Annotated in this window: 19 protein-coding genes and 1 riboswitch; of the genes, 8 read left to right on the top strand and 11 right to left on the bottom strand. The window is 65.4% G+C overall.

Annotated features, from left to right (window positions below; genetic code table 11):
• Window positions 1-10: 10 nt before the first annotated feature.
• From NGM99_RS04385 to NGM99_RS04365, 5 genes are read right to left on the bottom strand one after another with little or no spacing between them, the layout of a single operon-like run.
• Window positions 11-958 carry an aliphatic sulfonate ABC transporter substrate-binding protein gene (locus NGM99_RS04385; RefSeq protein ID WP_252816365.1) on the bottom strand — a complete coding sequence of 316 codons (948 nt, stop codon included), beginning with the start codon at window positions 956-958 and terminating at the stop codon, window positions 11-13.
• On the bottom strand, window positions 958-1,692 hold the full coding sequence (locus NGM99_RS04380) for an ABC transporter ATP-binding protein (protein WP_252816364.1): 735 nt from the start codon (window positions 1,690-1,692) through the stop codon (window positions 958-960). Before NGM99_RS04380 ends, NGM99_RS04385 begins: the two co-directional genes overlap by 1 nt.
• Window positions 1,689-2,519, bottom strand: a complete 831-nt coding sequence (locus NGM99_RS04375) for an ABC transporter permease (RefSeq protein ID WP_252816361.1) — start codon at window positions 2,517-2,519, stop codon at window positions 1,689-1,691. Before NGM99_RS04375 ends, NGM99_RS04380 begins: the two co-directional genes overlap by 4 nt.
• On the bottom strand, window positions 2,512-3,645 hold the full coding sequence (locus NGM99_RS04370; RefSeq protein WP_252816357.1) for an LLM class flavin-dependent oxidoreductase: 1,134 nt from the start codon (window positions 3,643-3,645) through the stop codon (window positions 2,512-2,514). The genes NGM99_RS04375 and NGM99_RS04370 overlap by 8 nt, the downstream gene beginning before the upstream one ends.
• Window positions 3,642-4,490, bottom strand: coding sequence for an ABC transporter substrate-binding protein (locus NGM99_RS04365; RefSeq protein WP_252816916.1), 849 nt, complete (start codon window positions 4,488-4,490; stop codon window positions 3,642-3,644). Before NGM99_RS04365 ends, NGM99_RS04370 begins: the two co-directional genes overlap by 4 nt.
• A 167-nt stretch (window positions 4,491-4,657) precedes the next feature.
• Here NGM99_RS04365 and NGM99_RS04360 point away from each other — a divergent pair, with 167 nt between their 5' ends.
• Window positions 4,658-5,026 carry an ArsR/SmtB family transcription factor gene (locus NGM99_RS04360; protein WP_252816355.1) on the top strand — a complete coding sequence of 123 codons (369 nt, stop codon included), beginning with the start codon at window positions 4,658-4,660 and terminating at the stop codon, window positions 5,024-5,026.
• A 5-nt stretch (window positions 5,027-5,031) separates the two neighbouring features.
• Here NGM99_RS04360 and thiD read toward each other — a convergent pair whose 3' ends face one another.
• The 5 genes from thiD to NGM99_RS04335 are packed head-to-tail and all read right to left on the bottom strand — an operon-like array spanning window position 5,032 to window position 8,914.
• Window positions 5,032-5,835, bottom strand: coding sequence for a bifunctional hydroxymethylpyrimidine kinase/phosphomethylpyrimidine kinase (thiD, locus tag NGM99_RS04355; protein WP_252816352.1), 804 nt, complete (start codon window positions 5,833-5,835; stop codon window positions 5,032-5,034).
• On the bottom strand, window positions 5,832-6,485 hold the full coding sequence (gene thiE, locus NGM99_RS04350) for a thiamine phosphate synthase (RefSeq protein WP_252816350.1): 654 nt from the start codon (window positions 6,483-6,485) through the stop codon (window positions 5,832-5,834). The genes thiD and thiE overlap by 4 nt, the downstream gene beginning before the upstream one ends.
• Entirely contained in the window at window positions 6,478-7,209 is a 732-nt protein-coding gene (locus NGM99_RS04345; protein WP_252816348.1) for a hydroxyethylthiazole kinase, read from the bottom strand. The genes thiE and NGM99_RS04345 overlap by 8 nt, the downstream gene beginning before the upstream one ends.
• Window positions 7,206-8,147 (bottom strand): ABC transporter substrate-binding protein, encoded by a 942-nt coding sequence (locus NGM99_RS04340; protein ID WP_252816346.1) that lies wholly within the window; start codon window positions 8,145-8,147, stop codon window positions 7,206-7,208. Before NGM99_RS04340 ends, NGM99_RS04345 begins: the two co-directional genes overlap by 4 nt.
• Window positions 8,148-8,173: 26 nt before the next feature.
• On the bottom strand, window positions 8,174-8,914 hold the full coding sequence (locus NGM99_RS04335) for an ABC transporter permease (protein ID WP_252816915.1): 741 nt from the start codon (window positions 8,912-8,914) through the stop codon (window positions 8,174-8,176).
• 129 nt (window positions 8,915-9,043) lie between these two features.
• Window positions 9,044-9,147, bottom strand: a riboswitch (TPP riboswitch).
• 602 nt (window positions 9,148-9,749) lie between these two features.
• Between NGM99_RS04335 and NGM99_RS04330 the strand changes: the two genes are divergently transcribed.
• From NGM99_RS04330 to NGM99_RS04300, 7 genes are all read left to right on the top strand, one after another.
• Complete coding sequence (locus tag NGM99_RS04330) at window positions 9,750-12,659, top strand: monovalent cation/H+ antiporter subunit A (protein WP_252816913.1); 2,910 nt, start codon at window positions 9,750-9,752, stop codon at window positions 12,657-12,659.
• Window positions 12,659-13,003: a Na+/H+ antiporter subunit C gene (locus NGM99_RS04325; RefSeq protein WP_252816344.1), complete on the top strand. Its 345-nt coding sequence runs from the start codon at window positions 12,659-12,661 to the stop codon at window positions 13,001-13,003. The genes NGM99_RS04330 and NGM99_RS04325 overlap by 1 nt, the downstream gene beginning before the upstream one ends.
• Complete coding sequence (locus NGM99_RS04320) at window positions 13,000-14,643, top strand: monovalent cation/H+ antiporter subunit D (protein ID WP_252816342.1); 1,644 nt, start codon at window positions 13,000-13,002, stop codon at window positions 14,641-14,643. The genes NGM99_RS04325 and NGM99_RS04320 overlap by 4 nt, the downstream gene beginning before the upstream one ends.
• Window positions 14,640-15,128, top strand: coding sequence for a Na+/H+ antiporter subunit E (locus NGM99_RS04315; protein ID WP_252816340.1), 489 nt, complete (start codon window positions 14,640-14,642; stop codon window positions 15,126-15,128). Before NGM99_RS04320 ends, NGM99_RS04315 begins: the two co-directional genes overlap by 4 nt.
• A complete protein-coding gene (locus NGM99_RS04310; protein ID WP_252816337.1) occupies window positions 15,125-15,409 on the top strand; it encodes a K+/H+ antiporter subunit F in 285 nt (94 codons plus the stop codon). Before NGM99_RS04315 ends, NGM99_RS04310 begins: the two co-directional genes overlap by 4 nt.
• Window positions 15,406-15,756 (top strand): monovalent cation/H(+) antiporter subunit G, encoded by a 351-nt coding sequence (mnhG, locus tag NGM99_RS04305; RefSeq protein ID WP_252816335.1) that lies wholly within the window; start codon window positions 15,406-15,408, stop codon window positions 15,754-15,756. The genes NGM99_RS04310 and mnhG overlap by 4 nt, the downstream gene beginning before the upstream one ends.
• 145 nt (window positions 15,757-15,901) lie before the next feature.
• Window positions 15,902-16,903 carry an SDR family oxidoreductase gene (locus NGM99_RS04300; RefSeq protein WP_252816333.1) on the top strand — a complete coding sequence of 334 codons (1,002 nt, stop codon included), beginning with the start codon at window positions 15,902-15,904 and terminating at the stop codon, window positions 16,901-16,903.
• A 429-nt stretch (window positions 16,904-17,332) separates the two neighbouring features.
• Here NGM99_RS04300 and NGM99_RS04295 read toward each other — a convergent pair whose 3' ends face one another.
• On the bottom strand, window positions 17,333-17,548 hold the full coding sequence (locus tag NGM99_RS04295; RefSeq protein ID WP_252816331.1) for a hypothetical protein: 216 nt from the start codon (window positions 17,546-17,548) through the stop codon (window positions 17,333-17,335).
• Window positions 17,549-17,550: the final 2 nt, after the last annotated feature.

The raw sequence follows: 17,550 nt of genomic DNA, 5'->3' as shown, positions 1-17,550 counted from the left end.
CTCGCCGCGCTTATTTGAGGCCGACGACGCCCGCTGCCACATCCGGCCGTGCCGGAATGATGCCGCTTTCCGCATACCAGTCGGCGATCTTGCCGATCTGGGCCGTGTCGGCATCCGAAACGGCAGTGGTCGGCACCGCATTGTTTGCGCCGATCTTTTCGCCGAGTTCCGCCGGCACGTTCATTTCCTTGGCCCAGATGGCACCGGCTTCGGCCTTGTGCTCGAGGGCCCAGGCGTTTTCGCTTTTCAGGACATCGAACACCGCCTGCAGCGTGTCGCGCTTCTCGTCGGTGAATTTGCGGCTGGCGACCAGGACCACCGCATTGTCGGAACCGATGGCGTCGCCATCCGCGAGAACCTTGCCATCATAGGCGCTTTCCGCGATCGACAGGAACGGGTCCCAGGTCGCCCAGGCATCGACGTGGCTCTGCTGGAAGCTCGGGCCGCTGTCGCTGGGGCTCAAATAGACGCGCTCGACGCTTTTCGGATCGACGCCGTTCTTGGCGAGTGCCTGCATCAGGAGATATTCGCCCGTGCCGCCCCGGTTGACCGCGACCTTCTTGCCGGCCAGATCCTTGACCGAAGCGATGCCGGAATCCTTCTTCACCACGATCCCTTCGGACGCCGCCGCCATCTTCTGGTAGCCGAAGACGACCACGGGAATGCGCGCGGCAAGGGCTGCGATAGCGGAAGTCGAGCTACCCGCCGTGATGTCGATGCTGCCCGCGTTCAGCGCTTCGAAGGCAGGAGCGGCGGCCGGGAATGGCCCTGCCCATTCCACCGTGATGCCCTTTTCACCCAGCGCCTTTTCGAGCGTGCCGCGTGATTTGGCGAGCGTGATGTCGTTGGGCCCGCGCAGCCAGCCGATGCGGACGGTTTCGGCGGCCTGTGCCGCCACGCTACCGAGGCCGAAAAGGGTCGCAGCGGCAAGGGCGAGAAGATGGCGTTTGTTGATCATCAGTGGGTCCGTTCGGGCTCAGGAATGGAATGGTGGTCCGAGAGTTCGACGCCGAGTTCACGCAGAAGCTCGGTCTCGAGCGCTGCGGCACACGGGTCGCCATGTCTACGCGGATGCGGAAGTTCGACCGCGACCTCACGGCGGAAGCGGCCGCGATCGAGCACGAGGATACGGTCGGCCAGGGCCACCGCTTCGCCGACATCGTGGGTGACGAGCAGCACGGCCGGTCGATGCTTGCGCCAGAGTTCCCGCACGAGACCCTGCATGCGCAGCCGCGTCAGCGCGTCGAGGGCCGCGAAAGGCTCGTCGAGCAGCAAGAGCTCCGGCTCGCGCACCAAGGCCCGGGCAAGGGCCGCGCGCTGCGCCTCGCCGCCCGACAGCGTGAGCGGCCAGGCATCCCTGCGATGCGTCAGTTCGACATCGGCGAGCGCGCGCGATACCGCTCCGCTCGCATGCGCGTTGGACACGCCCAGCGCGACATTGTCGGCCACGCTCTTCCACGGCATCAGGCGTGGTTCCTGGAACACGATGCTGCGTCGCTTGGGCAGCACCACCCGCGCGGCGGGGGCTTCGTCGAGCCCTGCCAAAACGCGCAGCAGCGTAGACTTGCCCGAGCCGCTCCGGCCGAGCAGCGCCACGAACTCGCCCGGCTGAATCGCCAGACTGATCCGGTCGAGAACCGGTGCCGCGCCGAAATCGCGCGACAGGCCCTGAATATCGACCAGCACACTCATGCCGTCACCGCCGGGCGCCAACGCAGCGCATAGGCCTCGAGCAGGCGCACGAGCCCATCGGTGAGCAAGCCCATCAGTGCGTAAACGAGCAGGCAGACCACGATCACATCGGTCTGCAGGAAATCGCGCGCATAGGTGATGATCGAACCGATGCCGCTCGACGCGTTGATCTGCTCGGCCACCACGAGGCTCAGCCAAGCGATGCTCAACCCGTAGCGCACGCCGACCAGAAGCGAGGGCAGCGCGCCGGGAATGACGACATGGCGGATGATACCAGCCGTGCCCAGGCCGAGCGTCCGGCCCGCTTCGATCAGCTTGCGGTCGACACCGCGAATGCCGCCATGGAGCGTGAGATAGATCGGAAACACCGAACCGAAAGCGACCATGCCGATCTTGGGCGTCTCACCGATGCCGAACCAGAGAATGAACAGCGGCAGAAGGCCCAGGAACGGCATGGCTTTGAGCATCTGCACAGGCGGATCGACCAGTGTTTCGCCAAGGCGCGAAAGGCCGGCGAACAGCGCCAGCGCCACGCCGACCACGAGCGCGATCATAAAGCCTGCCACCACGCGCAGAAACGACACGCCGAGGCCCGTCAGCAGTTCGCCGGACGCGACGAGCCGCGCGGCCGTGGCCGCGATGGCAACTGGCGAGGTGAGGATCTGTGGCGAGAGCAGGCCCGATACGCTCGCCAGCTGCCAGAGCACGAGAATGGCCAGCGGCGACACGAGCCGCAGCAGGCTGCCGCCCAGCCGCGTTTCACGCAGGCGCCGGACAGGCTTGGCCTCGGCCGCCGGCATGCGCTCGAGAAGCCGCGCGTCAGCCATTCGCCGCTTTTCCGCTCAGGTCGCGGTCGAACAGGGTGGACCATGTATATTGCTTGGCGGCAGGCAGCTGACGTTCGACGGGCAGGCGCGGCAGAACCAGTTCGCCGAAGCGATAGGCCTCTTCCAGAAGCGGCATGCCTGACAGGATGAAGGTCTCGACGCCCACCGCCCGGTAGGCTTCGAGCGTGCGGATCACCGTATCGGGAGAGCCGACGATGGCCGTGCCAGGGCCGGGGCGCACCAAGCCGATGCCGGCCCAGAGATTGGGTGAGATTTCCAGATCGCGCAGATTGGCGGGCTTGATGCCGCCATGCATCGCGCTCATCCGCTGCTGGCCGACCGAATCCGTGTTCGACACGAAGCGCTGGTTGGCGGCGAGCGCGGCATCGTCCATCTGATCATAGAGGTCGGCGGCGGCCTCCCAGGCCTTTTCGTCGGTCTGGCGCACGATCACGTAAAGGCGGATGCCATAGTTCAGTTCGCGCCCATGCGCGGCCGCGCGGCGCTTCACCTGCTCGACCTTGAGGCCCATCTGCTCGGGCGTTTCGCCCCAGGACAGATAGGTGTCCACATGCTTGGCCGCGACCTCGATGGCGCTGTCGGACGAGCCGCCGAACCAGAGCGGCGGGGGGGCGATGGTGGAGCCCGCAGGCAAAGCGAGCTTGGCGCCCTCGGTCTGGAAATATTTGCCCTTGTGCGAAACGCTTTCGCCCGCCATCAGCCGGTGAAAGAGTGCGAGATACTCGTCCGCCATGGCATAGCGTTCGTCATGCGGCAGTGTCATGCCATAGGCGCCGAGCATCTTGGCATCGCCCGAGACGACGTTCAGCATCAGCCGCCCGTTCGAGAATTCCTGGAACGTCGCAGCCATCTTGGCGAGCAGCGTCGGTGCGACGAGGCCCGGATGGAAGGCGAGCAGGAACTTCATGCGCTCGGTGTAGGGCAGCAGCGCCCCGGCGAGCGGCCAGACATCATGCGCCCCGGTCGCGAACAGCGCACCGGAGTAGCCCAGATGGTCGTAGGCCTGGGCGAGCTGCCTGTAATAACCATAATCGACCGTGCGCGAGCCTTCCGGCTTCCACGGATAGGCGCCGTCGGGCGCGCACATGTACCAGAGCACGTTCATGCGAGCGCGGCCTTTCTGTCTTCGCTGGCGATGCGCACGCTGCGCTCCAGCGCGCCGTGGCGGAACAGCGTGTCCGCTTCCCGCTGCTGCTCGGCAAGCAGGGTCTCGTCGGCCGGGTCGATGCGCCAGTTGCGCTCGGCGACGATGCGCGTCCAAGCGCGGCGCTGGCGTTCGTCGCCTTTGGGCACAAGCAGGGCTGCCGCCTTCTCGGGATCGGCCGTGATCGCTTCGCCGAGTTCCGCGAGTTCGCCTCGGAATGTCGCAAGCGCATCACGCGAAAGCCCACGCTCCGCACTCGTCCAGAACAGCGAGCGGTTGGGAATGGTCGTGCCGCAATGGGCGAGCACGTGGAACTCGGGCTCGCCGAGCGCCTGTTCCAAGTGCGGGGCCATGGCGAGCCACGCCGCCACGTCGCCGGTCAAAAGCTGCTCGCGTGAGGCGGATGGCGGCAGGTCGCGCCGCTCGACGTCGCCCAACTTCAAGCCCGCATCTTCCAAGCTGCGAGCGAGGAAATAGGTCAGAAACGACCCGTCCACGAGCGCGACCGGCCTGTTCGCCAGATCGGCGACGCGTTGGACGCCAGCACCTTTCTTGATGAGGATCGCCCCATTGGCCGGGCGGGGTGCCGAGGCCGCAGCATAGACCACCCGCAGTCCGTCGACCGCCGCAATGATGGGCGGCGTCGAGCCCGTTCCGCCGAGATCGATCTCGCCTTCCGCCAGCTTTTGCGCGGTGTCCCGTCCTTCCTCGTAGCGCACGAATTCAGGGCGCAATGTCCTGAACGCACCGGGCCACTCTGCGGCCAGCGTCAGATGCAGGTTGTTGGGGTGAAAGCCGATCTTCAACGTCACAAGCAGCGTGCCATAGCCAAATTCAATATACTTTTTTATATAATAATGGCGGTCCTGGCCGTGAGGAAAGGTTCTCTAAAATCCGGCCGGACACTGGAAAATTCTTCCTGTCCATTCGTGGATCGCTGGGACAGGAGACGACGCAAACCGGGAGCGAGGCGATGCCGGACAAAAGCCGCGAGCCGAAAGTCAAATGCCAGGCCATCGGCACGGCCTCCGATTTCCTGAAGGCCCTTGGCAATCCCGTCAGGCTGTCCATCCTTTGCGTGCTTTCCGAAGGCGCGCGCACGGTGGGCGAACTCGAAACCATTCTCGACGTCCATCAGCCCACGCTGTCGCAGCAGATCGGCGCGTTGCGCGAAGCCGGCATCATCGAAGGCAGGCGCGAGGCGCGCGCGGTGTCCTATCGCCTTGCCGATCCGCGTGCCTCCCAGCTCATCGGCCATCTGCGCCTCTTGTTTCCCGACCCCAACGCATCCGCCATCTGGCGCGGCGCGCGGTTGGGCGCGCATGACGGCGAGATGATGTAGGCGCCTCAGGCCAGCCACCAACGGTGAAAGTGGTGTACCGGGCCTCGGCCCGATCCGATGGGAAGACGGTCTGCCGCCTGGAGTGCGGCATGCAGATAGCGCTTCGCCTCGGCCACCGCCTCTTCGAGCGGCCGCCCAGAGGCGAGACCGGCCGTGATGGCGGCTGAAAGTGTGCAGCCGGTTCCGTGGTCGCGCGTGGTTTGAAGCCTCGGCGCCTCGAAACGCCGGACGCTCGTGCCGTCGAAAAGCAGGTCGGTGCTGGTTTTGCCGGTGCCATGGCCCCCTTTGATCAGGACGGCCTTGGCGCCTAGCGCCAGAATGCGCTCGGCTTGGGCTGCCATCGCGGCCTCATCTTCAGCCACCGGACTGTCGGCTAAGATCGCCGCTTCGGGCAGGTTCGGCGTGACGCAGTCGGCGAGCGGCAGAAGCTCGAAGCGCAGGGCTTCCACCGCGTCGGACTGCAACAACCGGTCGCCGGAGGTCGCGACCATCACCGGATCGAGCACCGCGCGCCGTCCGTGCCGGCGCAACGCCTCGGCAATCGCACGAGCGGTTTCGGCACGCGAAACCATGCCGATCTTGATCGCACCCACCGCGAGGTCCGCGAGCACCGCATCGATCTGCGCGGAGACCATGGCTGGCGACAGGTCTTCGACCAGAAACACGCCGCGCGTGTTCTGTGCCGTGATGGCGGTCAGTGCGCTCGCGCCATAAACGCCGAGAGCGGAAAACGTCTTGAGGTCGGCCTGAATGCCGGCACCGCCGCCGGAATCCGAGCCGGCGATCGTCAGGGCAATCGGCGGCTTCATGCGTTTCGCCTTTCCAGCGCCGCACCCACCGCCTGTCTCAGCGCGAGAGTCGCCGCGCGCGGATCAGCGGCACGGAAGATCGCGGAAATCACCGAAACGCCATCCGCGCCCGCCGCGATGGCCTCCGGCGTGCGCTGAAGTTCGATGCCGGCGATGGCCCCCACCGGCAGGGTCGGGTTGAGGTCGCGCAGCTGCCGTCGCAGACGCGACAGCCCGTCGAGCCCCACCGGCGCATCGGGGTTGTGCTTGGAAAGTGTTTCGAACACGCCGCCGATACAGGCATAATCCACGGGTGCCGCGCCTGCGACTGCCGCATCCTCTTCATTTTTCACCGTCAATCCAATGATGGCGTCAGGCCCGAGAATGGCGCGGGCCTGATCCGCACTCATGTCCTCGCGCCCCAGATGCACGCCGCCCGCGCCGCTGGCGAGCACCACATCCACTCGATCGTTGACGAGAAGCGGCACGCCGCTGCCCTTAAGACTCGCGCGGATGGCTTCGGCGCATTCGATCATTTGCCGCGTGCTGCCCGTCTTGTCGCGATACTGGATCAGCGTCGCGCCGCCCGATGCCGCCAGACGCGCGAGTCCGGGCAGTTTCTCGCGGCCGAGCGACGCGTCGACCAGGGCGTAGAGCCGGATATCAACCATGGGAAAGCCTCAACCGCGCGCGGACATCGCCCGCCTCGATAGCCGCCAGCGCATCGAGCAATTCGGGCGCGAAGGTGCCGGGCCCCCGGCTGCGTGTCGCTGCCATTTCGGCCGCGATGCCCAGAAGCGCCATCGCGCCCGTGCCCGCATGAAGCGGATCCTCTTCCACCGTCGCGGCGGCCGCGATCAGCGCGCCGGCGAGGCAACCCGTCGCGGTCACTATCGCGAGCCAGGGGTGGCCGTTTTCGACCAACGCGGTCGTCGCGCCATCAGCGATGCGGTCGGTTTCCCCGGTCTCGACCACCAGCGTCCGCGTACTCGGCTGGGGGCGCAGATCGGCGCGCTCCGCCGCGTTGAGCTTTACGGCATAGGGCCCGCGCGCCATCAACTGCAACGCGAAGTCGCGGCGGACCGGCGAGGCGTAAGCCTTTACCGGATCGAGCACGAAGGGCCTGTTCGCGTCTGTGGCCGCATCCACGGCGAGCGTGATGGCCTCGCGCATGTCGGGCGTCGAGGTGCCGAGATTGACCAGCAGCGCATCCGCACGGCGGGTGAAATCCGCCACCTCATCCACGCTTGCCGTCATGGACGGCACGCAGCTCAGGGCGGAAAGACCATCCGCCACCAGCTTCTGCGCCACCGTGTTCAGAAGGCAGTGCACGCGCGGGCCCTTTTCCCGCAGCCGCGCGGGGAGTGCCGCGAGGCGCTCGGTATCGAGGCTCACTGGCCGAGCTCGACGGCGATATCGGCCACGGCCGGTGCCTGTTTGATCAGCCCCGAATCCTGCATGAACTTTCCGAAGCGGGCATAGCGCGCCGCGTCGAGGGCTGCCGGGCGCTTGGCGAAGCGCGGCAGCGTGTCGATCCAGGCCTGACGGTTGAGCGCGTCGTCGAGATCGGGATAGGCTTTGGTGAAGAGCTTCCAGCTCTCGTCCGGGTAATTGGTGATATAAATGGCGGCGTCCTCCACCGCAGCCAGGAAGCGGGGCAGGCGCGGATCGTTCACGAGGTCCTTGCGCGTCGCGAAGATCAGCTCGTCATAGGCCGGCACCCCATATTCCTCGGGGAAGTAAGCGCGGCCCTCATGGCCTTCGAGCCGCATCTGAGCCAGTTCGAAATTGCGGTAGCTTCCAACCGTCGCGTCGACGCTGCCGCTGATCAGCGAGGGCGTCAGCGAGAAGTTGACGTTGACCAGCGTGACATCGTTCGCCGTCAGCCCCGCGCTTTTCAGAAAGCTGTTCAGCATGGCGGTCTCGAAGCCCGAGACCGAAAAGCCGATGCGCTTCCCCTTGAGGTCGGCCAGCGTCTTGATCGGACCGTTGGCGAGAACCGTGAGCGTGTTCAGCGGCGTTTCCATGAGCGTCCCGAAACGCACCAGCGGCAGGCCGTTTTCATGGTCGAGATAAAGGTTCGGCTGGTAGTGAACCGTGACATCCGCTTGACCAGCCGCAACTAGGCGCGGCGGCGCGGACGGGTCGGAGGGCGGGGTCATGTCCACGTCCAGGCCATGGGCTGCAAAGAAGCCCTTCTCCTGCGCGATCACCAAAGGCGCATGCACCGGGTTCACGTACCATTCGAGCAGAAGGGACAGCTTGTCCGCGGCGGAGGCCGGCGCGAGACCGCCGAGAAGCAAGCCAGTGGCGAGGCATAAGGATCTGAGCATCAGGATTGGTCCGGTTTTGAGTGGAATTAGCGGGTTTCAGGCGCCCAGGGGGCGAGCCGGCGAGTCAGCGCATCGGCGAGAAAGCGAAGAAAAAGCGTGGCGGCAGCCAACACGGCCAGTGCCGCGAACATCGTGTCGGTCTGCATCCGCGCATTGGCCTGCAGCATCACGAAGCCCAGGCCACCGGATGCGCCGACCCATTCGCCGATCACGGCACCCAGCGGCGCGAAAGGAGCCGCGACCCGGATGCCGGTGGCAAGTGCTGGCAAAGCCAGCGGCACGCGAACATGCCAGAGCGACTGCCAATGCGAGGCCTGGGTCATCGCGGTCGCGTCCAGAAGATCGGGATCGGTGCGCCGCAAGCCATCGGCGAATGCGGACGCGACAGGAAAAAAGATGACGAGCGCCGCCATCACGACCTTCGAGGTGAGCCCGAAGCCGAACCAGAGCACCAGAAGCGGTGCGAGTGCGAAGACCGGCATCGCCTGAAGCACGAGCAGAACCGGCCAGAGCAGGCGGCCGAAGCGAGGAAAAGCTTCCACCGAAAGGCCCAGCAGCGCACCAGCCGCGATGCCGAAAAACAGCCCGAAGACGATCTCGATCCCCGTCACGGCACTTTCGCGCAACAGAAAGGGCGCGCGCGAAACCAGCGTTTCGGCGACGCGCAAGGGTGCCGGCAACATGAAGGGAGGCGGATCGAGAACCCAGACCGCTGCCTGCCAGACCAAAACGACGACGAGGATCGCACCCAAGGTCGCGCCGATCACGCGGAAAGCCGCAGAAAAGCGCGGCCGGGGCAATGCCCCCGACTTCCTGTCAGCCTTGCCGAAACCTCGTGTCACTCTGGCCCGCCGCACTCAACGACCGGGCACGAAACAGCGGGAAACAAAGCGGGCGCGTGGCACCCATTCCGTTCCTACGCCGGCATGACCCGGATCAGGTTCAAGGGTGCTGGCTCAACGCCATCTCAGCACGGTTACGTGCGCCCCTCGGAATGGGCGAAGATTTGAAGCCGTTTAAGGTTCAAGTCAATGGACGATCTTCGCGCAGGCGCCTGGCGCCCGGCCCTCAAGCCGGGCAAGAAAAAAGCCGGGCTGCGAGACAGCCCGGCAAAGTCTTGAAGGTTGAAACCTCCAGAGGGGAACACCGGCAGAAAAAACGGGAGGAAAATTCCACCGGCTTCCCTCTTATGGGCGCCGCCACCGCCTCCCGCAAAAGACAATATTCCAAAGATCGAGGTCAACGCGGAACGTCTTTCCAGCCCATTCCCCGCCTTGCTCCTCTCAGAAGAAAATCATCTCCAGAATGGCGTCAAAACAGGCTGCGTACGATCTGGCATCGCAGAAGCCGGAGCGATCTCAATGGGAAGGTCCAAGGCATCTCCCATGACCGCTCTCATGTCTTGATGGGGGAGCATGCGATATGCGTGTGTTGATTCGACACAAAAGGGTTTCACCGCGCGACGAAAACACTACATGAAAAGATGAGACCTCAACGCGTTCGGGCAGGCCTTCGAGATGGTGCGATGAGATAAACGACCTCGAAAGGACCCGCACGCGTTTGACCGACACTCTTGCCCGGCCCGACCTGCTTCTTCTTTCGATGATCCTCGCACCATGGGTCGGGGCGGTTCTCGCCGGGCTCCTGCCGCGCTATGCGCGCAATGGCGCGGCGGCGCTGTCCTGGGTCGTGGCACTGGTCGGTCTCGTTTCCGCGATCCTGCTTTATCCGAACATCACCGACGGCCCCGTCCGCCACGAAATCCGCTGGATGCCCTCGCTCGGCATCGATTTCGTGCTGAGGCTCGACGGGCTTTCCTGGCTGTTCTCGGTGCTGGTGCTGGGCATCGGCGCGCTGGTCGTGCTTTACGCGCGCTACTACATGTCGCCCAAGGACCCGGTGCCGCGCTTCTTCGCCTATCTGCTCGCTTTCATGGGCGCGATGCAGGGCGTGGTGATGGCCGGAAACCTCGTGCAGCTCGCCATCTTCTGGGAGCTGACCAGCCTCTTCTCGTTCCTTCTGATCGGCTACTGGTACAACAACCAGCTCGCCCGCGACGGCGCGCGCATGGCGCTGACGGTGACGGCCGCCGGCGGGCTCTGTCTGTTGATCGGCGTGCTGCTTCTCGGCCATATCGCCGGTTCCTACGATCTCGACGTGGTGCTCGGCGCGGGCGACCAGATCAAGAGGAGCCCGCTTTATCTGCCGATGCTGGTCTTCGTGCTTCTCGGCGCCTTCACCAAGAGCGCGCAATTTCCATTTCATTTCTGGCTGCCGCGCGCGATGGCGGCTCCCACCCCCGTCAGCGCCTATCTCCATTCCGCCACCATGGTGAAGGCCGGCATCTTCCTGATGATGCGGCTCTGGCCGGTGCTGGCGGGAACCGAGGAATGGTATGCGATCGTCGGCACGGCCGGCATCCTGACCCTTCTGATCGGGGCCTATGCGGCGATCTTCCAGCACGACCTGAAAGGCCTGCTCGCTTATTCCACGATCAGCCATCTCGGGCTCATCACGCTGCTTTTGGGGCTCGGCACGCCGCTGGGCTTCGTCGCGGCGCTCTTCCACACGCTCAACCACGCGACCTTCAAGGCCTCGCTCTTCATGGCGGCAGGCATCATCGACCATGAAACCGGCACGCGCGACCTGCGCCGGTTGAGCGGATTGCGAAAAGCCATGCCCATCACCGCGACGCTCGCCATCGTGGCGGCGGCTGCGATGGCCGGCGTGCCGCTTCTCAATGGGTTCTTATCCAAGGAGATGTTCCTGGCCGAAGCCGTCAGCAATCCGCGCGACTACGACCGCAACCTTCTTCTGCCCGTGCTCGCAACGCTCGCCTCGACCTTCGCCGTGCTCTACTCGCTGCGCTTCATCCACCAGACCTTTTTCGGGCCGCCCGCCCAAGACCTGCCCAGCACCCCACACGAGCCGCCACACTGGATGCGCTTTCCGATCGAACTCCTGGTGCTGATCTGCGTGGTGGTCGGCATCATCCCCGGTCTGACGATCGGCCCGTTCCTCGCCACCGGCGTGCAATCCGTGCTGGGCGAGGCGACGCCTTATTATAGCCTCGCCGTCTGGCACGGGTTCAACCTGCCGCTTCTGATGAGCCTCGTCGCGCTGGCGGGCGGCACTGTGCTCTATGTGCTGTTTCGCCGTCCCATCAACACCAACCCGCATGGCGGCCCGCGCCTGTTCCGGCCCTTCGACGGCGTGCGCATCTTCGATGGGGTGATGAACGGCTTGACGGCGGCGTCCGAGCGCGGCGCCTCGGTGTTCGGCACGAACCGCCTCCAGCCGCAGTTGCGCAACATCATTCTCGTGATGCTTCTGGCTGCCGTGCTTGCCGCGCTGCCCTTCTGGTCGGGCCTTGGTGCGAACGGTTTCACGCTCACGCCGCCCGACCCGGGTTTCGTGGTTCTCTGGCTGCTGGGCATCGGCTGCGCGCTCATAGCTGCCTGGCAGGCCAAATATCACCGGCTCGCGGCCGTAGTGATGCTGGGCGGTGCCGGGCTCGCAAGCTGCATCTCCTTTGTTTGGCTCTCCGCGCCCGACCTCGCCACGACCCAGTTGCTGGTCGAGGTCGTGACCACCGTCCTGCTGCTGCTCGGCCTGCGCTGGCTGCCCAAGCGCCAGGACGCGATCCATATCCCGCCCTCGGAACAGCGCCGCGCCAAGGCGCGCCGCGTATCCGACCTCCTCGTGGCCATTGCGTTCGGTGCGTTTACCGCGGCCATCGCGTTCCGCGTGATGACCATGCCGGCCGCCCCCGACGGCATCGGCAGGTTCTTCCTCGAACACGCCTATGAGCAGGGCGGCGGACGCAATGTGGTCAATGTGCTGCTGGTCGATTTCCGCGCGCTCGACACGCTGGGCGAGATTTCCGTGCTGGGTCTCGTCGGCCTCACCGTCTTCGCGCTTCTCTTGCGCTTCCGTCCCGGAGCGGACTCGCTGTCCGCGCCCGAGCAGCAGCGCGTGCAGCGGGCCTCCGACGAGCGCCACGAAACGCGCCAGCCCGGCGACACGCTGCAGGATACGATGCTCGTGCCGCGCGTGGTCATGCAGTGGCTCTTTCCGGTGATCGTGCTCTTCGCCGTCCACCTCTTCCTGCGCGGGCATGACGAGCCGGGCGGCGGCTTTGCAGCGGGCATCGCCATGTCGATCGCCTTTATCCTGCAATATATGGCGTCCGGCACGCGCTGGGTGGAAGATCGCCTGCGCATCCGCCCACTCAAATGGGTGGCGTTGGGCTTAGGCATCGCCACGCTGACGGGCATGGGATCGTGGATATTCGGCTATCCCTTCCTGACCTCCTGGTTCCGCTATGCAGAGCTTCCCGTTCTCGGGCGCGTACCGCTCCCTTCGGCCATCCTGTTCGATATCGGCGTGTTCGGCCTCGTGGTGGGCTCCACGGTGCTCGTGCTGATTGCGCTCGCCCACCAGTCGCTGCGCAAGCCGCGCGACCGGGCGCCCGCCCATCCGCCCGCTCCGCCGCTCGAGGAGGTGGTGTGATGGAACTCATGCTCGCCATCGGCATCGGTGTGTTTGCAGGCTCGGCGGTCTGGCTAACCTTACGCCCGCGCACCTTCCAGGTCATCGCCGGCTTCTCGCTGTTCGGCTATGCCGTGAACCTCTTTATCTTCTCCATGGGCCGGTTGAAAACCGACGCGCCGCCGCTGCTCGAAGGCGGTGGGCCGGTCGACCCGTCGACTTATGCCGATCCGGTGCCGCAGGCGCTGGTTCTTACCGCCATCGTCATCGGCTTCGCGCTGACCGCGCTTTTTCTCGTGATCCTGCTCGCGCTTCGCGGCTTCTCGGGCTCCGACCATGTGGACGGCAGGGAGCCCGGCGAATGACCGGCTGGAGCGCCCATCTCGCGGTGATGCCCGTGGCCCTGCCCATGCTGGCAGCGGCCTTTCTTCTGCTGTTCAACGAAGATCGGCGGCGGCTCAAGGCCATCGTCACCATCGCGACGGTAGCGGCCCTCGTCGTGGTATCCGCCCTTCTCCTGCAATCGGTGAGTGCGGGGAGTGCCGTGCCGGCCTGGGTCTATGTGCCCGGCAACTGGCCCACACCTTTCGCGATCACGCTGGTGGTGGACCGCCTGTCCGCCATGATGCTGGTTCTTTCAAGCATCCTGAGCCTCGGCACGCTGCTCTTTTCGCTGGCGCGCTGGGCGTGGGCGGGACCGCGCTTTCTGGCCTTCTTCCTGCTGCTCGTCGCAGGCGTCAACGGCGCGCTGCTCACAGGCGATCTCTTCAACCTGTTCGTCTTCTTCGAGGTGATGCTGGCCGCCTCCTATGGCCTCCTGCTCCACGGCTCGGGCGAGAAGCGGGTGCGGATGGGCCTGGCCTATGTCGCGGTCAACCTCACAGCCTCCATGCTGTTCCTGATCGGCGTCAGCCTCGTTTATGGCGCGACAGGCACCCTCAACATGGCCGACCTCGCGCGTCGCCTGTCCGATCTGCCGCCAGAGAACCAGACGCTTTTCGCAGTGGCCAGCGCGGTGCTCGGCACGGCATTCCTGGTGAAAGCCTCGATGTGGCCGTTGGGCTTCTGGTTGCCGCGCACCTATGCGGCGGCGAGCGCGCCCGCTGCCGCCGTTTTCGCGATCCTGAGCAAGGTCGGCGTTTATGTCGTGCTTCGCCTGTCGCTTCTCCTGTTCGGCACCGACGCCGGTGCCTTCGCCGGCTTCGGTGCCGACTGGCTGTTCGTGGGCGGCATTCTCACCGTTCTGTTCGGCACGGCGGGTGCGATGGCCGCGCGCAACCTGCCTTATGCCGCCGGCTGTTGCGTGATGATTTCCTCGGGCACGGTGCTTGCGGCGCTGGGCTTCGGCACCGATGCCGCCCTTGGCGGCGCGCTTTTCTACATGGCGGGCTCGATCCTCGCCGGAGGCGCGCTTTTCCTGCTTGCCGAAATCCTCGAACGCGAAGCGCCCGAAGCGGCGCTCGCGGCGGACGCCCGTGTCTTCGCCGACGAATATGAAGACCCCTTCGGCAGCACAACGGTCGAGGAGAACGGTCCGGTCATTCCGGCTGCCATCGCGCTCGCCTCCGCCGGCTTCCTGATCTGCGGCCTGCTGCTGGCGGGCATTCCCCCCTTCGCTGGCTTCATCGGCAAGCTCACCATCTTTCTCGGCGCCCTGCCGCGCGAGGGCTCGCTGTCGGGTGCCGCCTGGACGCTGATCGCCGTGCTGACGCTGTCGAGCTTCGGCGTGCTGATGACGCTCTTGCGCTTCGGCGTTGCCTATCTCTGGACGCCGGGCGACGGCACGAAGCTGCCCGTGGTCCGCATCGTCGAGTTTTCCGGCATCGCCACCCTGCTTCTCGCCTGCATCCTGCTCACGCTCTGGAGCGAGAAAGGGCTGGCCTATGCGGATGGCGCCGTGTCCTGGCTGCGCGATCCGGGTGCCTATGTGCGCGCGGTGATGGAACATCAGCCCTGGCACGGCGACGCATCACCGGGCAATGCGCCGCAAGGGGATACGCCATGAGCCGGCTTCTCCCTTATCCGCTGCTTTCGCTGTTTCTCCTCAGCATGTGGCTGGTGCTGAACGGCTCGGTGGCGCCAGCCACGCTGCTCAATGGTGCGCTGCTCGGGCTTCTCCTGCCATTCGCCATGCGCACGCTCGAGCCGCCAAAGGCGCGCATCCGGGCGCCGGGCGCCATTCTGCGGCTCGCCGGGCTCGTTTTCGTCGATATCCTGCGCTCGAATTATGCGGTGGCGCGCATCATCCTTTCTCCCCGAGGCCGCGAGCGGGTGTCGGGCTTCATCACGGTGCAGCTTTCGCTTCAGAGCCCCTATGCCATCGCCATGCTCGCGGTGATCATCACCTCCACGCCGGGCACGCTCTGGGTGCAGTATGATGCGCGCAGCGGACAGCTTCTGATGCACGTCCTCGACCTCGTGGACGAGAACGAATGGCAGGACCTGATCGCCAACCGCTATGAGCGACTGTTGAAGGAGATTTTCCCATGACGGCGGACGCGGTTCTGTTCTGGAGCCTGAGCATCGCCCTCGTCATGCTGGGGCTCGCCATGGGTATCGCCGCGTGGCGCATCGTGTGGGGCCCACGCGCGCAGGATCGCGTGCTGGGCATGGACACGCTCTACCTCAACGGCATGCTCCTGATCCTGGTCTTCAACATCCGCGCCGGCAGCCAGAGTTACTTCGAAGCCGCGCTCATCATCGGCCTTCTGGGCTTCGCCGCCACCGTGGCGCTCGCGAAGTTCCTGATGCGTGGCGAGGTGATCGAATGACGGACGCCGCGCAACTGCCGCTCTGGGCGGCTTGGGTCGTCACCGCGCTGGCCTTGGCCGGTGCCGGCCTTTCGCTGGTGGGTGCCATCGGCCTTCTGCGCCTGAGGCGTTTTTATGAGCGCGTCCATGCGCCTACCCTGGGTGCCACGCTCGGCATGGGCCTCGTGGTTGGCGCGTCGATCCTGTTCTTCTCGCTGCTCGAAGGCGAACTGGTTCTGCGCGACGGGCTGATCGCGCTGTTTCTCACACTCACCACACCCGTGACCCTGATCCTGCTCGCGCGCGCCGCCGTGTTCCGCGACCGCACCGAAGGCAGCGAGGACGTGCCGGCCGACCTGCACCACTGAGCCGGGTGCAGCCATACGCACTCACGGATGGAACCCGGCCAGACAGCAGAAGTTGAGCCGTGAACGGGCGGAGCCGGAGCAATCCGGCCCTTGGACGACAGTGACGCGTCTCCGCCCCCGCTCACATGAGAGGCGAGTTTCCGCAATGTCCATTTCACTAAAGCCCATCGCCGAACAGGTGATGGTGATCACCGGCGCGTCGAGCGGCATCGGACTCGCGACGGCCCTTCACGCCGCGCGGCTCGGCGCGCGTGTCGTGCTGGCGTCGCGCAACGAGCCTGAGCTCGAAAAGATCGCCGAACGCATCCGGCGCGAGGGCGGCGAGGCGCTTGCAGTCGTCACCGATGTGTCCCGCCGCGAGGACATGCAGCGTCTTGCCGACAGGACTGCGGAAGCCTTCGGCGGCTTCGACACCTGGGTCAACAATGCCGGCATCGGCATCTATGGTCGCCTGGAAGAGGTGTCCGACGAGGACCACCACCGGCTGTTCGAGATCAACTTCTGGGGTCTCGTCTATGGCACGCAGATCGCGGCAGCACACCTCAAGCCCAAGGGCGGGGCGATCATCAATCTCGGCAGCGTCGTGTCCGACATCGCCCTGCCGATCCAGGGCATGTATGCCGCCTCCAAGCATGCCATCAAGGGCTTCACCGACGCGTTCCGCATGGAGCTGATGGCCGAGAAGGCGCCGATCTCGGTGACGCTCATCAAGCCCTCCGCCATCAACACGCCCTTTCCGCAGCATGCGCGCAACTATCTCGACGAGGAGCCGACCTTGCCGCCGCCGGTCTATCAGCCGGAAGACGTGGCCTCGGCCATCGTGCACGCGGCGCAGCATGGCGGGCGCGACTATTATATCGGCAGCGGCGGCAAGCTGATGAGCTCGCTCAACAAGCGGATTCCGAGCCTCATGGATTGGGGCGCGTCACGTTCGGGAAAACTGGAATCGTCGGGACCGGTTCGCCGGCCGCGCGAGGGCTCGCTCTACGGGCCCGCGACCGACGGCTCGGCCCGCGGCGACCTTTCGCTTCAAGCGCGCCGCAGTCTTTATACGGGCGCGCAGACGCATCCCATGACGACTGCCGCCGTTCTCGCCACCGCGGGCGTCGCGGTTTTCGCGCTGTTTGCAGCCGGCAAGCGACGCTGATGGCCCAAGGCCGGCAGTGGGTATCAGCATGAAAGCAGCGGAACCCGAGCACGAGGGGGAGCAAGGCCCGGGTTCCGCAGCAGCATTCCTGTTGGAATGCTGCATCCGAAATCAGAAGCCCGGTGCCCGGTCGTGAACATGCAGGGATCGACCGGGCACCGGGCTACCCGGCTGGGTTGGGTTCACGGCCGAGCGTCCCGATCCTGTGCGAGAATTGCACCTCCCGCACTCACATTTGATGGAACCTGTGATGTCGCTACGAAGCGTTGGCAACTGACGATCGACTGACGGGATGCAGAACGGGAAGAACGATCCGATGGCATCGAATCCCACGGAATCGGCCGGGGGTGGGAAATTCAGATCGGCTGCGGGGTGCGGGTTGTCGTGATCTCCGCCGGGCTTGGCAGTCTCGCGGCCTGATTTGCGCAGTTACCGGCTTTCCTGGAGTTCCCGCTTGAGCTTGAAGGACCGTGCCTGGATGATCTGAAGGCGGTTGCGGATTTCGTGCAGGTCGCCATTCTGCGAGGCGGTCTCCTCACCTTGGGTCCGAACCGTTTCGGCCCACCGGGTTTCGGCCAGCTTGAGCTTTTCCGTCAGCTCATTGGCTTCTGCCTCGAGCGCGTCGAGCTCGGCCTTGGCGTCCATCG

Source organism: Mesorhizobium liriopis, from assembly GCF_024053505.1.
GTDB classification, from domain to species: Bacteria; Pseudomonadota; Alphaproteobacteria; order Rhizobiales; family Rhizobiaceae; genus Mesorhizobium_B; species Mesorhizobium_B liriopis.
The sequence above is the reverse complement of the archived record's forward strand: the minus strand, read 5'-3'. Positions and strand labels throughout refer to the sequence as shown.